The 14,468-nt window shown below is 60.8% G+C and carries 19 protein-coding genes and 1 pseudogene; all 20 read left to right on the top strand.

Translation table 11 applies throughout. The features are described 5' to 3' along the window. Window positions 1-352: 352 nt before the first annotated feature. A complete protein-coding gene (locus B723_RS32145) occupies window positions 353-538 on the top strand; it encodes a Com family DNA-binding transcriptional regulator (RefSeq protein WP_080995116.1) in 186 nt (61 codons plus the stop codon). A 9-nt stretch (window positions 539-547) separates the two neighbouring features. Continuing rightward, window positions 548-1,378, top strand: a complete 831-nt coding sequence (locus B723_RS11530; protein WP_017336737.1) for a putidacin L1 family lectin-like bacteriocin — start codon at window positions 548-550, stop codon at window positions 1,376-1,378. Between the two features lie 132 nt (window positions 1,379-1,510). After that, a complete protein-coding gene (locus B723_RS11535; RefSeq protein WP_017336738.1) occupies window positions 1,511-1,858 on the top strand; it encodes a phage holin family protein in 348 nt (115 codons plus the stop codon). Between the two features lie 88 nt (window positions 1,859-1,946). After that, a complete protein-coding gene (locus tag B723_RS11540) occupies window positions 1,947-2,471 on the top strand; it encodes a hypothetical protein (RefSeq protein WP_017336739.1) in 525 nt (174 codons plus the stop codon). Between the two features lie 3 nt (window positions 2,472-2,474). Then, entirely contained in the window at window positions 2,475-3,086 is a 612-nt protein-coding gene (locus B723_RS11545) for a phage baseplate assembly protein V (RefSeq protein ID WP_017336740.1), read from the top strand. Window positions 3,087-3,096: 10 nt separating this feature from the next. Further along, complete coding sequence (locus B723_RS11550) at window positions 3,097-3,429, top strand: phage baseplate protein (RefSeq protein WP_017336741.1); 333 nt, start codon at window positions 3,097-3,099, stop codon at window positions 3,427-3,429. Next, window positions 3,426-4,421 (top strand): baseplate J/gp47 family protein, encoded by a 996-nt coding sequence (locus tag B723_RS11555; RefSeq protein WP_017336742.1) that lies wholly within the window; start codon window positions 3,426-3,428, stop codon window positions 4,419-4,421. Before B723_RS11550 ends, B723_RS11555 begins: the two co-directional genes overlap by 4 nt. After that, window positions 4,418-5,053, top strand: coding sequence for a phage tail protein I (locus B723_RS11560; protein ID WP_017336743.1), 636 nt, complete (start codon window positions 4,418-4,420; stop codon window positions 5,051-5,053). Before B723_RS11555 ends, B723_RS11560 begins: the two co-directional genes overlap by 4 nt. Next, window positions 5,054-6,265: pseudogene (locus tag B723_RS11565) on the top strand (phage tail protein); the annotation flags it as partial. Window positions 6,266-6,543: 278 nt separating this feature from the next. Next, entirely contained in the window at window positions 6,544-7,245 is a 702-nt protein-coding gene (locus B723_RS11570; RefSeq protein ID WP_017336745.1) for a tail fiber assembly protein, read from the top strand. Between the two features lie 91 nt (window positions 7,246-7,336). After that, the gene (locus B723_RS11575) at window positions 7,337-7,546 is read left to right on the top strand and encodes a hypothetical protein (protein WP_017336746.1); all 210 of its coding nucleotides are present in this window, start codon (window positions 7,337-7,339) and stop codon (window positions 7,544-7,546) included. Between the two features lie 2 nt (window positions 7,547-7,548). Then, window positions 7,549-8,715 (top strand): tail protein, encoded by a 1,167-nt coding sequence (locus B723_RS11580; RefSeq protein ID WP_017336747.1) that lies wholly within the window; start codon window positions 7,549-7,551, stop codon window positions 8,713-8,715. Then, complete coding sequence (locus B723_RS11585) at window positions 8,715-9,221, top strand: phage major tail tube protein (RefSeq protein ID WP_017336748.1); 507 nt, start codon at window positions 8,715-8,717, stop codon at window positions 9,219-9,221. Before B723_RS11580 ends, B723_RS11585 begins: the two co-directional genes overlap by 1 nt. Window positions 9,222-9,297: 76 nt before the next feature. Then, window positions 9,298-9,882 (top strand): phage tail assembly protein, encoded by a 585-nt coding sequence (locus B723_RS11590; RefSeq protein WP_017336749.1) that lies wholly within the window; start codon window positions 9,298-9,300, stop codon window positions 9,880-9,882. Between the two features lie 128 nt (window positions 9,883-10,010). Then, complete coding sequence (locus B723_RS11595; protein WP_017336751.1) at window positions 10,011-11,669, top strand: hypothetical protein; 1,659 nt, start codon at window positions 10,011-10,013, stop codon at window positions 11,667-11,669. Then, the gene (locus B723_RS11600; RefSeq protein WP_017336752.1) at window positions 11,669-12,052 is read left to right on the top strand and encodes a phage tail protein; all 384 of its coding nucleotides are present in this window, start codon (window positions 11,669-11,671) and stop codon (window positions 12,050-12,052) included. Before B723_RS11595 ends, B723_RS11600 begins: the two co-directional genes overlap by 1 nt. After that, a complete protein-coding gene (locus B723_RS11605) occupies window positions 12,045-12,257 on the top strand; it encodes a tail protein X (protein ID WP_017336753.1) in 213 nt (70 codons plus the stop codon). Before B723_RS11600 ends, B723_RS11605 begins: the two co-directional genes overlap by 8 nt. A gap of 9 nt (window positions 12,258-12,266) precedes the next feature. Further along, window positions 12,267-13,283 (top strand): hypothetical protein, encoded by a 1,017-nt coding sequence (locus tag B723_RS11610; RefSeq protein ID WP_017336754.1) that lies wholly within the window; start codon window positions 12,267-12,269, stop codon window positions 13,281-13,283. Window positions 13,284-13,330: 47 nt separating this feature from the next. Beyond that, window positions 13,331-13,894, top strand: a complete 564-nt coding sequence (locus B723_RS11615) for a glycoside hydrolase family 19 protein (protein WP_017336755.1) — start codon at window positions 13,331-13,333, stop codon at window positions 13,892-13,894. Continuing rightward, window positions 13,876-14,412 (top strand): lysis system i-spanin subunit Rz, encoded by a 537-nt coding sequence (locus B723_RS11620; RefSeq protein WP_031318440.1) that lies wholly within the window; start codon window positions 13,876-13,878, stop codon window positions 14,410-14,412. Before B723_RS11615 ends, B723_RS11620 begins: the two co-directional genes overlap by 19 nt. The last annotated feature ends 56 nt before the right edge of the window (window positions 14,413-14,468 follow it).

The following is a 14,468-nucleotide window of genomic DNA, read 5'->3' on the forward strand; positions in this document are numbered from 1 at the left end:
GCCAGTAGCGCCGAAAGGTCAACGCGAAGGATCGCATTACTGAAAAGCCCGGTTAGCGCCGCAATGCTGTTCACTTAAGCGCGCTCTTGGATCGTGCATACCTTTGTGGCGAGCGAGCTTGCTCGCGCTGGGCTGCGTAGCGGCCCCAAAAATCTGACAACTATTGCCGAGTTTTGTGAGTGCTACGCACTCAAGCGGGAGCAAGCTCCCTCGCCACAAGTTTCCTTTGATTCAAGACACTCTTAAGTGAACAACATTGCGGCAGCGCCGGGCTTTTTGAAATGCCTACCTCGTACGAGGCTTATAAACCTCAACGACAGAAAGGATTCGACAGAAGCCAGGAGGCCTCTCGATGTTGAAAGATTACAGATGTGGACAGTGCAAACGACTGCTCGCCCGGGTGGGTGAGTACACCGAGCTCCAGATCAAATGCTCCCGATGCGGAACATTGAATCATGTGAAGGCCGCGAGCCTTGAGCGATCGCCGTTGAGCGACATGAACGCGCAATTCAGCGCACAAAATCATTCGACTCAATAGGTGAACAACATGGCAGGACGCACACGTATTCCATTTCAAGGCAGCGGCACCTCGATTCTCCCAGCCTACCAAACCATGACGCCGGGTCAGTTCCTTCTGTCCCCAAATGGCCGGTTCAAGCTATTGCTTCAGGCTGACGGTAATTTGGTGCTGCTGGATAACGGCGCGGTGGCATGGGTCGCTAACGAGGCTCAGCCTTACAGTTCAACCATTCCCTTGCGTAACAATGAGGCGACGCAATTCTTCATTCAGTACGGCGCCTTTCTTTATGACCCGGCCCGAGCGCGTGCCTGGTTGTCGAACAACAGCACGTTTACCAGTGAAGATCAGTGGAACCGGACCCACCTGATTCTGCAGGACGACGGCAACATCGTGCTGGTTGACTCTCAGGCAATCTGGAGCGGCACCCCGTCGATTCCGCCGATTGCCGGTTCTAACGCTTCGGTGGTCATCAGTGGTCCCGCCGAGCTTGCCAGGGGCATGCCGTATTTTTCCGGTGATAGCGCGCTGATTTTCCAGGGTGACGGGAACGTAGTGGTCTACGGTCCGAACTGGAGCGTTCGCTGGGCCAGCTATACGCAGAACAAGGGGGCGGTCAAAGCCGTCATGCAGGCGGATGGCAACTTCGTTGTGTATGCCGCCAACGATGTGCCTTTGTGGAACTCCGGCACAGCGGGTCATTCCGGCGTCGTGCTGCGACTGCAACCGAATGGCGGCTTTTCCGTCGTGAAAGAGACGCCTGTCTGGGCTCGATTCGGGTACAAGCCGACCTACCGTCCAATCCGCCTGATCGATGGCTCTTCCTTCAAAACCTTTGATATCTGGACCTGGGCTGTCTGAGCCGCAGGGCGCTATGCGCCACTGCGTTGCTCAAATAAAGCAGCGACTGCATCCAGCTCGGCCTTCGCAGGGCTGGATGTGCTTGCCAGTAGAAAGCACATCACTCATCAATCACCCCGCAGGAGGCGTGACATGACAAACGAGCAACAAGCGTTGCTGGACATGCCGATCTGGCTGGTCATCGTGCTCGCCGTGATGGGCGGGGTGTCTGGCGAAATGTGGCGTGCCGACAAGGAGGGCGCCCGGGGCTGGTCATTGCTGCGGCGCCTGGCCTTGCGTTCCGGGGCGTGCATGATCTGCGGGGTCTCGGCCATCATGCTGCTGTACGCCGCCGGCATGTCGATCTGGGCGGCTGGCGCGTTCGGTTGCCTCACGGCAATGGCCGGCGCCGACGTCGCCATCGGCCTTTATGAGCGCTGGGCAGCCAAGCGGATCGGCGTGTGCGAAGTACCGCCGCGTGATTCCCGCCCGGATCAATAAAACCAATCCCCGTTGCCGTTCTGGCAACGCCGACACGCTGCATCCCCCGCGCAGCCGAACGCTTCAATCTTTGAACTGGAAACCCCCTATGTCCCTCGACATCGATAAGCCGTCGCGGCTGTTGTTTGCCATTGCCGAAGCGCTGCGCTCGGCTGACCCGGGTTTGAACGTCGGAGCTCGTCAGGACTTCGACGGCACGTTCGATCAGGCGTGGATCCTGATCGCCCTCGAACGCAATGCAAGCGGCGAGCGCGCACAGGACGGACGCATCGCTCATGTCCTGACGTTCTCGCTGCAAATCGTTGTTTCCCCAACGCTGGATAACCCTGGGTTGGCCGCTTGCGATCTGGCAGCCGTCCTCAAGGGATGGGTGACGGATAACCGATGGGGGCTGCCAGGTAGCCAATGCGATTTGCCCGTGAACATCGATGCCTTGCCGTCGACGCTCATCAGCGGTTCGCAGGAGTACCTCGCCTGGACCCTTTCCTTCACCCAGACGATTTACCTCGGCGCATTACTGCTGGACGACCCGCTGGGCATCCCGAAATTCGCCAAAACCTGGGAAGTCTCGAACATCGACGACCCGGACCAATACACCGCACTCGAGGGCTGAGCCATGTTCGATGCGCTTTTACGTCAGCAGCTCGGCCCCATCATCGAGCGCCTGGCCGAGATGGAGGCTGAACTTGAAGACTTGCACCGGCGAACCGACAGCTTGTGTCGCATCGGCGTGTGCCAGGAAGTCGATGCGGCCAGTAACACGTGCCGGGTCAGTCATGGTGAGTTACTGAGCCCGGCCATCCGTTTTTTCAACCCCAGCGCCGGGGCGCAAAGCGAGTCGCGGATCCCCTCGGTCGGCGAGCAATGCCTGCTGCTGAACCATGGCGGCGGCGAGGGCGGCGCTCAGTCCGTGGCGTTGTTCGGGCTTAACGGCAATCAGTTTCCACCCGCTTCGACACAGGCGTCGCTGACGCGTCGCCTCTATCTGGATGGCACTGAAAGCGGTTACGACGATGCCCGTCACGTCTTGCACTGGAAGAACGGCCCGGCGGCGTTCAGTGGCTCTCGCGAAGCGCTCGAGTTGAATCTCGGCCCGGCGAGGCTTGCGATTACGCCTGAGGCCATCGAACTGCAACTGGGCGCGGTCGGCTTGCGACTCGACGCTTCCGGTGTGCACCTGAGCGGCCCGGTGGTGGATCACCAGGGACGCGTCATCAGTACCGCATAAAGAGTTTCCCATGATCGGAATCGATAGAAACACCGGGGCGGCGGTCGACGACTGGCCGCAATTCGTGCAGCGCGCCACCCGGGCGCTGACCACGCCGTTGGGCACCCGTCAGAAGCGTCCTTTGTATGGCTCGCTGATCCCGGATCTGCTCGGCCGCAACCTTGGCGACGACCTGCTGATCCTTGCCCAGAGTCATGCGGCGCAGGCGTTCTACAACGAACAGAACGGCATCGGTGATTTTCAGCCGCAGGTCATTGTCGCCGGCCGGCGAGGCGCCGGGCTGGTGTTGCGATTCGCCGGCATCTGGAAAAACCGCAACCAGACCTTCGAGGTGGTGACATGAGCATGTTGATCCCTGGCCAGAACCAGTTGGCCGAACCGTCGATCGTCACCGTCGACGCGTTCGAAGACCTGCTCGCCGAGTTCAAGACGTTTGTCGTCGAGTACGTCGGCGCCCGGTCTCCCGAGACGGCGGCGAAACTCAAGGCCAGTCTTGAAAACGAAAGCGAGTTACTGACCCTGGCGCTTGAGGCGTTTTGTGTGCGCCTGCAAATCCACGAACGGAAATACAACGCCCGCATCAAGCAGATGCTGGCCTGGTGGGCGACCGGCAGCAATCTGGATGCCCGTCTCGCGGACATGGGCCTTGAGCGTCAGTTGCTCGACCCGGGCGATCCGGCAGCGTACCCGCCGGTAGCGCCCGTGTATGAAAGCGACGATGACGCCCGGTTGCGTTACTACCTGGCGCCGCACGCACCGGCCGCCGGTTCGCGCATGCAGTATCGCCGCGAGGTGTTCACCCTCGGCGAGCGTCCTGCGGTGAAGGTGGAAAGCGCGGCGGCGGGCGAGGTGACGGTCACGTACACCTTCGATCCGGACGGCCATGCGGCGCAGGTCAAGGATGGCAACGGACGTCGCACGGCACCGGGCGAGGTGATGGTCACGGTGCTGGCACGGGAAGGCGATGGCACCGCGTCAGAGGAACTGCTCGAAGGTGTGCGCGAACACTTCGCCCGACCTGATGTGCGACCGGAAACGGATCGGGTCACGGTGCAGGGCGCCCACATCAAGAACTACAAAATCCGCGTCGTCGCGAGGATCAACGCCGGCCCTGATTCGGGGCTGACCAAGGTCGCCGCACAACAGCAACTGCAAGCGTATGCCCAGAGTTGTCATCGGCTGGAAGGGCGGGTCGACCCGAGCTGGATCGACTACACGCTGCACAACGCTGGCGCGGTTCAGCTCGAGATTCTCGAACCGGTCGAACCGATTGTCACGACCGCCTTCGAAGCGCCTTGGTGCACGGGGGTCGAGGTCGAGGTGCTCACGCTATGAGTGACCCAAAACCTCGTCCGAGCCTGTTGCCGTCCAACAGCTCAGCGCTGGAAAAAGCCCTGGACCTCGGTTTCGGCACGTTGCTTGATCGCATCACGCCGCCGTTTCCCGAGCTGATGAACCCGACGGTGACGCCCTTGGCGTTTCTGCCGTATCTCGCCGCCGATCGAGGTGTCAGTGAATGGAGCTCCGAGGCGGCCGAGGCGGAAAAGCGCCTGACGGTCGAACTCGCCTGGCCCACGGCGCGGCAGGCCGGGACGCGACTGGCGCTGGAAAACGCCGCGAAAGGATTGCGCTTGATGCCTGAAGTGCGGGCCTGGTACGAGCAGACGCCACCGGGCCAGCCCTACAGCTTTTCCGTCAGGGCGTTTACCGAGCAACCCTACAGCGAAGAAATCGACGCCCGTCTCGACCGACGCCTGGCGGACGCCAAAAGCGAACGCGACATCCTGTCGGTGTCCGTTGGGTTGAGCGCATTCGGCAGTCACGTCATCGGCGCGGCGACGGTGTGCGGCGAACTCACCACGGTGTATCCGATTGTCATCGAAGGGCTCGAAGCCTCGGGTCAGGCCTTCATGGCTGCCGGGATCTACGCCGTTGAAACATCCACTATTTATCCTCAGGGGGCCTGAATGGCTGACTATTACACCCTGCTCACGAATGCAGGGATTGCCTACGAAACCGCCTGCAAGGCGGCGGGCGTGCCGATCAAGTTGTCACAGATTTCGGTCGGTGACGGCGGCGGCACGGTCTACAACCCGGCGGCGACCGCCACTGCGCTTAAACGAGAAGTGTGGCGCGGGCCACTGAATGCGCTGTTCCAGGACGAGAAGAATCCGAGCTGGTTGTTGGCCGAAGTGACCATCCCGCCAGAAGAGGGCGGTTGGTATGTGCGCGAAGCGGGGCTCTGGACTGACACCGGGATTTTGTACGCCATCGTCAAATACCCGGAGTCGTTCAAGCCGGTGCTGGCGACGTCGGGCTCGGGGAAAGAGTTCTACATTCGCTCGATTTTCGAGACCAGCAATGCGTCGAACGTCACGCTGCTGATCGACGACACCGTGGTCAAGGCGACACGGGCCTGGGTGATGGGGTATCTCGCCGATGAACTGGCGAAGCTGGATGGCAAACAGTCGGTGCGCGTGGTCTCCACCGGGAACATCGTACTAAGCGGAGCGCAGCAGATTGATGGTGTCGCGGTGGTGGCGGGTCAGCGGGTGCTGGTGGCGGCGCAAACGGCGGCGAAGGATAACGGCATTTACGTTGCTGCCAATGGTGACTGGGTGCGTTCGGTTGACTCGAACACCAGCGCCAAGGTGACGCCGGGTCTGAGCGTGATGGTTGAAGAGGGCACGGCGAACGGCGATTCGCTTTGGCACCTGGTCACGAATGGTCCGATCACGCTGGGCACTACGGCGCTGAGCTTTGAAATGCTGGCGGGTAGGACGGGGATTCAGGCGGGGACTTACAAGAGTCTGACGGTTGATAAATATGGCCGTGCTACTGCGGGTGACAACCCCACAACCGTGGCGGGTTACGGATTGACCGATGTTTACACCAAAGCACAGGTCGAGGCATTTGCATTGGGTGTCGCGGGGGACCGGGTTGGCGAGGTCACGCACTTTGCAATGGTCACGCCGCCTGCCGGCTTTTTGAAGCGCAATGGGGCGGCGGTATCGCGCACGACCTATGCCGCACTGTTCGCCAGAATAGGCACTTATTACGGCGTGGGGGATGGTGCAACCACGTTCAATTTGCCGGATTCCCGGGCTCATTTCGATCGAGGATTCGATGACGGGCGAAACGTCGACCCGGGTCGCGTTTTCGGTAGTGTCCAGGCGAGTCAGAACGCCGCCCACGTGCATACCGCCAGTGCGGCGGTCGCCGGCGCCCATACACACGGTGTCTGGATCAATCTGGATCGGGGGCCAGGTACCGAAGGCAATGCTGTGTGGGGTGACGAGCCTTGGTACGGGTCAGCAGGAACCACCACCAGCTCAAACGGAGATCACACTCACGCGATCACTATTGCCAGTTCCGGTGGCACTGAAGCCCGGCCACTCAACACGGCGTATCTCGCCTGCATTAAATATTGATCAGATCCCTATTGGAGTTTTTGAGAATGTCAGACGAACGCATTGCCTCGAAAGGCGAGGTGTCCTGGTGGCTCGCTGATGAGGTCACGCCACCGACCATCTGCAATGTGCACCCCATTACTGGAGAGTTCATCGGCATAGGAGTGGCGGACCCCAGCCCATTGGAACCTTTTACCTGGTTGATTCCCGCGCATGCCTATCAATGTGAGCCACCTGCAGCGCAGGCTGGTCACGCGGCCGTCAAGTTGGCAGGCGAGGACTGGAAGCTGGTTGCGGACCACCGCGGATTGCGGGTCTACAGCACCGAGACCGGAGAGTCTCAAGTCTGGGAGCGGTTGGGCGACTTGCCTGAAGGTTTTACGCTTGAAGCTCCGGAGACCCGTTTCGACAAATGGCAGGACGATCACTGGATCGTCGATGAGGCAGCGACCGTACGCGCTTTGAAGAGTAAGGCCGCCAAGAAGAAAACGCTGTTGACGCAATTCAGCGCAAACATGATTTCCACTTTGCAGAACGCGTTGGACCTGGAGATCGCCAATGAACGCGAGATTGCAGATCTCAAGTTCTGGAAAATCTACGGCGTCGAGCTGAATCGTGTCGATGTCGTTGGGCAGGCACCGCAGGACAGCGAATGGCCGACCAGCCCCAATGAAGCCTTGGCGGCTGCCTGGCTTGTGTCTCAGGGATTTGATGATCCCCCTCTGGAAACCTTCATTACTTCCGATTAACGCCCCGCACCGCCGGGGCGTTTTCTTTCCCGCAATACAACACCCGACAGCCCCTTCCCCAAGGGGCTTTTTCGTTCAAGGAGAAACAGAAATGGCAGAACGCCAAACGTACACCGTGCTCCTCCCATTCCCCACCGGGGGTGGTCACTGGTCGAGCATCGGCCAGGAATTGCAACTGCTCGATGTGGAGGCCAGTGCGTTGCGCAGCGCTGGTCGTCTGGAGCTGAAAAATACCGCGGTTGCCGAGTCGGCCGCATCCTCCACCCCGGCCAAGAAGGCCGCTGCCAAGAAGGCTGAATAACCATGGCTGAGGTTCTGAACTTCGAGCACAACGGCATTACCGTCAATGCCACCGAATCCCCCGAGGCCATGGGTGGCCTGGGCGACAACGTCATCGGTCTGATCGGCACCGCGCCGAAGGCGGATCCGTTGATTCCACGCAATGCGCCGTTTCGCATCAACAGCTTCACCACCCAGGCGCTGCTCGATCCGACGGGCACCGAGGCGGGCACGCTGTATCACGCGGTCTTCCAGATCCTGAAAGTGGTCAAGGTGCCGGTCTACGTGGTCATCGTCGAAGAGGGCGCGACCCCGGCGGACACGCTGAATAACGTCATCGGCGGCATCGATCCGCTGACCGGTCGCAAGCTCGGCCTCGCGGCGTTGGGCAGCGTGCCTGAGGACCTGACCATCATCGGCGCGCCGGGCTTCACCAGCACCAAAGCCGTGGCCGGTGAGTTCGCGTCTTTCGGCAAGCGCATCAAGGCCCGTGTGGTGCTCGACGGCAAGGACGCCGCGGTCGCCGACCAAGTGACTTACAGCCAGGAACTGGGCGGCGCGGAGCTGGGTTTCGACCGCTGCCTGCTGGTGCACAACATGCCGTCGGTGTACTCCAAGGCCGCCAAGAAAAACGTGTTCCTGTCGCCGTCGAGCCTAGCCATCGCAGCGCTGGCCAAGGTCAAGCAATGGGAAAGCCCGGGCAATCAGGTGACCTTTGCCGAGGACGTTTCGCGGGTCGTGGAATACAACATCCTCGACACCTCCACCGAGGGCGATCTGCTCAACCGCTACGGCATCAGCTACTACGCCCGCACCATCCTCGGCGGCTTCTCGCTGCTGGGTAACCGCTCGATCACCGGCAAGTTCATCAGCTACGTCGGCCTCGAAGATGCGATCAGCCGCAAGCTGGTCAAGGCCGGCCAGAAAGCCATGGCCAAGAACCTGACCAAGTCGTTCATGGACCAGGAGGTCAAGCGCATCAATGACTGGCTGCAAACCCTGGTCGCCGACGAAACCATTCCAGGCGGCAGCGTGTACCTGCACCCGGAATTGAACAGCGTCGAGAAGTACAAGAACGGCACCTGGTACGTGGTCATCGACTACGGCCGCTACGCGCCGAACGAACACATGGTTTATCAACTCAATGCCCGCGATGAAATCATCGAGCAGTTCCTGGAGGACGTTCTCTAATGTTTACCAACCGCGTAAGACAGGCCATCGCGGCCACCCTGCAAGGCCTGCCGTTGTCGGCGACGGTGGAAGAGTTCACCCCGCCGAAGATCGAGTTCGAGATGGAGAACATGACCGGCGGGCGCTTCATCGGCGAGGAAATGGCCAAGAGCGGCAAAGCCCTCACCGCCACGCTCAAGCTGCAAGGCGTGGGCGCAGAAGTCATGCTCGCCCTGGGTGTGAAACTGGGCGACGACATTTTGCTGAACGTCCGTGAGGCCGGTCAGGATCAGGATGGCAACACCTGGTTCACCTACCACACCGTCGGCGGCAAGTTGAAGTCCCTGGCCGAGACGGCGCTCAAAATGAATGACAAACCGACCACCACGCTTGAGCTCTCCTGCCGCACCTACAACCGTCTGGAAAACGGCATCCCGGTGATCGACATCGACGTGCGCACCCAGAAGTTCGTGCTCAACGGCGTCGACATTCTCGGCGACGCCCGCCGCGCAGTGCTGATCCCTTGAACCTGTGGGAGCGAGCCCACCCCGGTTCGCTCCCACAAGGTTTGCTCGTCTCATGATTCACCAAGGAATTCATTTCATGTCCTGGACACCTCCTGTTCACGCCTTGTTGTCGCCGATCGCGGCCGACGATCAGTCGTCGATCGAGCAGATTCAGCTCAAACCGTTGTACTACGCCGCACAGAAAGAAGCCCTGACCCGTGCCGGCGACGATGAGGACGATCAGTTCTTCGAACTGGCGCTGCTGGCCACCGGCCTGTCGGTCAAGGAACTCGATCAACTCAAGCGCCCGGACTACGTGAGCATCGCGCAATACGTGCACGAGATGTCGACGTTGCCGACGTCGCATTTCCTTGAGCAAGCGGACGAGGGTGAACCACCGTCGGCCGATCCCGACGACGTGACCTTGTTGCAACCGCTCGCCGTGGCGGGTCGAACCCTCACCACGCTGACTCTGGAAATGCCGGTGCTGCGCGCGACCAAAGCGATGAAAAAACTCAAGACGCCCAAGGAACGCGCCGAGTTCATCACCGCCCATTGCACCGGGCTGATGATTCCCGATCTGGCCCTGCTGACCGTGCCCGACTGGACACAGCTTCAGGTACGCATCGATGATTTTTTAAACAAACCGGCGGCCTTCTTTCGGAGCGCGACATCGAAGTAATCCTCGATGTGGTGCCGCTCATTTACCCGGTAAGTGAAGCGGACATTCTGGAGTGGGACGTCGGCAAGGCATTGCGCCGCTACGACATCGCGATCACTCGCCTTGGCGTGAAACAGGAGTAGAGCGGGATGGCAGACAGTCAATATTCGCTGGCCAGTGCGGCGATCAATAGCATGGGGTCGCCGGCAATGGGCGGCGGGTCAGCAACCCTCGGGCTGGCCGGTTTCATCGCCCCGCTGGCGCAGCTCAACCAGGCACTGAACACGGTCAGCCTGGACATACGCTTACTGACGGCAGGGCAGAACAAGCTGGGTGAAGCGCTGACGTCGCTGACAGCGGTAGTGTCTTCAGCACGCTCGGCATTCAAACGGCTCGGAGTGGGACCTGCCGCTGACAGCCCATCGCCATCGAACCTCGATGGCATGGCGGCGACTGAAACGCCCGATCAATTGGGCGCCCCCAACCTGAATGTCGATGGGGCAGGCCTGCGCTCCACTCTGCGCAGCAGTGGCGAGGCCGGTGTGGTGGCGGTGACGGCGCCCGAGCGGACGGCTGCAATCGCCGCCACGCCTCAGAACCCCGTTGTGCGCAAGGACGCGTCCGATAAAGCCGCCACTGCGACGTCAACGGTCGAAAGCAATGGCTCGACAGGGCAGACCGTCAAAGACGAAGGGCGCAATTCGACACCCGGCAGGGACGTGCTGGATGCGAGTCTCAGTCGCCTGGGGCGCGCAGTAACGCCAGACATGTCCGGCCCGCTGACGTCTCTTTCTGCTCAGGTCGACAAGCTCAGTTCGGTTGCCGAGCAACATCCCGTAATTGCCACAGGGCTGGCGGCTGTTGCGGTCACGCTCTCTTCCATCGCGTCCGTCGTGGGTGCCGCCGTCGCCACCGAAGCGTTGACCAACGTTGCCAAGAAAATCCTGAAGCGAACGGCGCCACGCCTGCCCTGGGGCCTGGGGGATCTGATCGGCGAGGACAATCGCGGCGCCGACCAGGACAACAAGCCTCCTCCACCGAAAAAGAGGACGGAAAGCAGCCTGGGTTACACGGGTGATCAGGCACGCAAGAAACGCAGGAACGCAAAACCGGACAAAGCCAAGGGGCAGGGCAATCCGAAGGGTCAATCGCAATTTGATGTCACTGTGCAGCCTCGGGTCGATAGACCGGCGGTGGCCCCGATTCTGGCTCAGGCTCAAACTCTGGCTCCAGCTCCAGCTCCAGCTCCAGCTCAGCGTCTGGTGCAATTTGCTGGCTCCAGTCCGGCCAGCCCGTTGCTCGGCAAAGCCGCCAAGGTCGGCTCCTTCCTCCCTAAAAGAGCACCAGGGCTGAACTTGCTCAGCGCCGGGGTCGATATCGCACAAGGTGTCGCCACTGGAGACACCAAAGCCGTCGCGTCCTCTGCCGGGATGGTGGCCGGTTCTTATGCGGGCGCAGCGCTCGGTACGATGATATTTCCAGGCGTGGGCACGGCCATCGGCGGCTTTCTCGGCGGCATCGCCGGATCCTGGCTGGGCGAAAAACTGGCCACACCTTCCGACCAGCTCGGTGCCCCTGATCAAGTCAGCAAAGACCTGACCAGCGCCTCGACACAGACACAAACACAGCAGATCAATTATTCACCGTCCATCCAGGTCACCTGCACGGGGGCGGATAACTCCGAGCACATCCGAACAATCGTGGCGCAGCAACTGCAGACGCAGTTCCACGGTGAATTTGTCCCCCTGATAACCACTAACGCCCTCGCCACTCGACGAGGTGCGGCCCTGACCGATGGAGGTCTGTAATGCGCCAGCAAATGGCATTGGGCAGTTTCATTTTCGGCCTGTCCCGTCACTTCGCGTACAGCGGCATCGTGCACAGCTCGGACGGAGGCTGGGTGGAGCTGGACATTGTGACCGGCAAGCCGAAATCCAGTCAGACCGGGCAAAAGGCCCAGACATTGAGGATTACGGGGACGTCGATGTACGCGGTGGCCATGGACCGGCTCAATGAGCTGCGCACGCTACAGGAACAGCGAAAACCGGTGCCGTTGGTGGATGGCATCGGACGCAGCTGGGGGCTTTGGCGAATCAACACGGTGACGGAAACCCAGAGCATGATCATCGATGACGGCACGGCGATGGTCGTCAGTTGGGCAGTAGACCTGTCGGAGTTCATCCATGCGTAGAGTTCGAAGTCTGGCCGGTGATTCGGTGAACCTGTTGCTGTACCGCGAACTGGGTCGCTGTGACGATGCCGTCGAAGAAGCACTGTGGCGGCTCAACCCCACACTGGCGGAACCGGGGCCGGTATTGCCTGCGGGCGTCTGGGTGGTACTGCCGGAAATTGACGCAAAACCCGTTGTGACCACGCCGGTTACCGCGTGGGATTAAGGAGGCTCCATGGCATTGGGTTTCACGCCAGCGGTATACATTTATGGGGCCAATGAGGCCCTGATCAATAAGCGCCTGATCAGCTGGGAGCACATCGATGCCGCCGGTATCGAGTCCGATCAATTGACCTTGACGCTCGACCTGGAAGGGCTCGAAGGCCTGCCGATCCTGGGCGGCAAGGTGGGCTTGCGGGTTGGTTACGTGGAGTCCGGGTGGGTGGACAAGGGCCAGTTCATGGTGTCTCGCCTGACACCGACGCTGTTCCCGCTTCGCTTGACACTGGTGGCCACCGCGGCGCCGTTCAGTGTCGCGGACAAGACCGGGTTCCTGCTGCGTCGATCCGCCAGTCACGGCCCGACCACCCTGGGTGCGCTGTTTCGCGAGATAGCTTCCCGGCACGGCTTTTCGCCACGTGTGGCTCCCCAACTGGCACTGAAAAAAATCGATCACATCGATCAGTCCAACGAAAGCGACATGGCGTTCCTGACACGCCTTGCCCTCAGGCATCACGCAATCGCCAAACCGGTGAATGAACTGTATGTGCTGGCGCTTCCCGGTCAGATCAAGTCGCTGTCGGGCAAGGTGTTGCCCGAGGTGAAATTGTCGGTGACCACGGACAATCGTCCAGGCGATCGCGCCTTCATCTCCGCCACGCTCGATGACACTGCCCGGGCGAAAAACCAGGGCTGCAAGACGAGTTGGTGGGACGCGGCGGCCGGGATGGTGCGGGTGGTTGAAACCGGTAGCGCGCCGTTCAAGGTCATCGGCCGGCTTTGTCAGAATGAAGAAGAGGCCAGGGACGTCGGTGAGGGTGAGGTGCGCAAATTGTTGCGTGAAAAACTCAAGGTAAAAATCGCCTGTCCTGGCAATCCGGCCCTGTCCGCCGAGGGCGTTTTGCTGCTGGACCCTTCCTGGCCGGATTTCATGCGCGGTTACTGGTCAATCGACAAGGTCACTGCCAGCGGCGACAAATTTCAAAGCTATCGCTGCGTGATCGACGCGACCTGCCTGGACGCCACCCAATAACGCATTGGCGCGGTCTGGCTAATCAAATGGCGAAGGGAACACGACTCATGCCGCTGACGGTTCTGCAATTACAGCAAATACTTCCAGACGCCCGCAGCCAAGCGGGCGTTTTCATTTCCGCCCTCAATGGCGCCATGGATGGCCATTCCATAAACACGCCCAAACGCCGCGCCGCTTTCCTTGCGCAAGTGGGTCACGAATCGGGGCAGTTGCAGTATGTGCGCGAACTCGGCAGTGACCGGTATCTGAGCAAATACGACACCGGCCTGTTAGCCGCTCGTTTGGGTAATACAGCAGCGCTCGACGGCGACGGTCAAAAGTACCGCGGTCGTGGCTTGATTCAGATCACTGGCCGCCACAACTATCAACAGTGCAGTGTCGGTGTATTCGGCGACGAGCGACTGCTCCAATGGCCGGAACTGCTGGAGCTACCGCAATGGGCCGCTGAATCTGCCGCCTGGTTCTGGGCACAAAACGGCCTCAACGAACTGGCTGATCGTGACCAGTTCAACAGCATCACCCGCCGGATCAATGGTGGGCTGAACGGGCTGCAAGACCGTTTGCAACTGTGGGCGCGGGCGAGGGCGGTGTTATGCCAGCCTTCGGTTTGATCCCTTTATCGTGGCGGGTTGCTGGAATTGTTGTGTTACTGGCCGTGTTGGCCGGTGGCTCGGCGGCGGTGGCCTGGCGATTTCAGGATGGACGTTACGGGCGCCAACTGGCGGAGCTCGACAGGCAGCACGCGGCGACGCTCAACCAGCTAACCCTGGCGGCCGCCGCCCGGCAACAGGCCGAGCAGGACAAGCGCCTGGCGCTGGAGCAACGGCTGTCGGTCAGCGAACACACCCATTATCGAGCGCTTAGCGATGCCCAACGTGATCAAGGTCGCTTGCGCGACCGTCTTGCCACTGCTGATGTGCGGCTGTCAGTCCTCCTCGATGCCAGCGACACTGCCACTGGCTGCGCAGTGCCAACCGCCTCCGGCACCGGCGGCGTGGATCATGGCCCCCTACGCGCCCGACTTGACCCGGCGCATGCTCAACGAATTATCGCCATCACCGACACCGGCGACCGTGCACTGATTGCCTTGCAGGCGTGTCAGGCCTATATCCGGGCGCTGCGGCGCTAACATTTTGATCGATCCTGTAACTTGCAAGCGCGATCCGCTCGTGTACGGTAGTTCCC

Origin of the sequence: Pseudomonas fluorescens NCIMB 11764, assembly GCF_000293885.2 — a bacterium.
GTDB lineage: Bacteria > Pseudomonadota > Gammaproteobacteria > Pseudomonadales > Pseudomonadaceae > Aquipseudomonas > Aquipseudomonas fluorescens_B.

Excerpts from the sequence above, each read along its gene's own strand:
- B723_RS32145 (WP_080995116.1), top strand. The coding sequence starts at position 353 with ATGTTGAAAGATTACAGATGTGGACAGTGCAAACGACTGCTCGCCCGG.
- B723_RS11530 (WP_017336737.1), top strand. The coding sequence starts at position 548 with ATGGCAGGACGCACACGTATTCCATTTCAAGGCAGCGGCACCTCGATT.
- B723_RS11535 (WP_017336738.1), top strand. The coding sequence starts at position 1,511 with ATGACAAACGAGCAACAAGCGTTGCTGGACATGCCGATCTGGCTGGTC.
- B723_RS11540 (WP_017336739.1), top strand. The coding sequence starts at position 1,947 with ATGTCCCTCGACATCGATAAGCCGTCGCGGCTGTTGTTTGCCATTGCC.
- B723_RS11545 (WP_017336740.1), top strand. The coding sequence starts at position 2,475 with ATGTTCGATGCGCTTTTACGTCAGCAGCTCGGCCCCATCATCGAGCGC.
- B723_RS11550 (WP_017336741.1), top strand. The coding sequence starts at position 3,097 with ATGATCGGAATCGATAGAAACACCGGGGCGGCGGTCGACGACTGGCCG.
- B723_RS11555 (WP_017336742.1), top strand. The coding sequence starts at position 3,426 with ATGAGCATGTTGATCCCTGGCCAGAACCAGTTGGCCGAACCGTCGATC.
- B723_RS11560 (WP_017336743.1), top strand. The coding sequence starts at position 4,418 with ATGAGTGACCCAAAACCTCGTCCGAGCCTGTTGCCGTCCAACAGCTCA.
- B723_RS11570 (WP_017336745.1), top strand. The coding sequence starts at position 6,544 with ATGTCAGACGAACGCATTGCCTCGAAAGGCGAGGTGTCCTGGTGGCTC.
- B723_RS11575 (WP_017336746.1), top strand. The coding sequence starts at position 7,337 with ATGGCAGAACGCCAAACGTACACCGTGCTCCTCCCATTCCCCACCGGG.
- B723_RS11580 (WP_017336747.1), top strand. The coding sequence starts at position 7,549 with ATGGCTGAGGTTCTGAACTTCGAGCACAACGGCATTACCGTCAATGCC.
- B723_RS11585 (WP_017336748.1), top strand. The coding sequence starts at position 8,715 with ATGTTTACCAACCGCGTAAGACAGGCCATCGCGGCCACCCTGCAAGGC.
- B723_RS11590 (WP_017336749.1), top strand. The coding sequence starts at position 9,298 with ATGTCCTGGACACCTCCTGTTCACGCCTTGTTGTCGCCGATCGCGGCC.
- B723_RS11595 (WP_017336751.1), top strand. The coding sequence starts at position 10,011 with ATGGCAGACAGTCAATATTCGCTGGCCAGTGCGGCGATCAATAGCATG.
- B723_RS11600 (WP_017336752.1), top strand. The coding sequence starts at position 11,669 with ATGCGCCAGCAAATGGCATTGGGCAGTTTCATTTTCGGCCTGTCCCGT.
- B723_RS11605 (WP_017336753.1), top strand. The coding sequence starts at position 12,045 with ATGCGTAGAGTTCGAAGTCTGGCCGGTGATTCGGTGAACCTGTTGCTG.
- B723_RS11610 (WP_017336754.1), top strand. The coding sequence starts at position 12,267 with ATGGCATTGGGTTTCACGCCAGCGGTATACATTTATGGGGCCAATGAG.
- B723_RS11615 (WP_017336755.1), top strand. The coding sequence starts at position 13,331 with ATGCCGCTGACGGTTCTGCAATTACAGCAAATACTTCCAGACGCCCGC.
- B723_RS11620 (WP_031318440.1), top strand. The coding sequence starts at position 13,876 with ATGCCAGCCTTCGGTTTGATCCCTTTATCGTGGCGGGTTGCTGGAATT.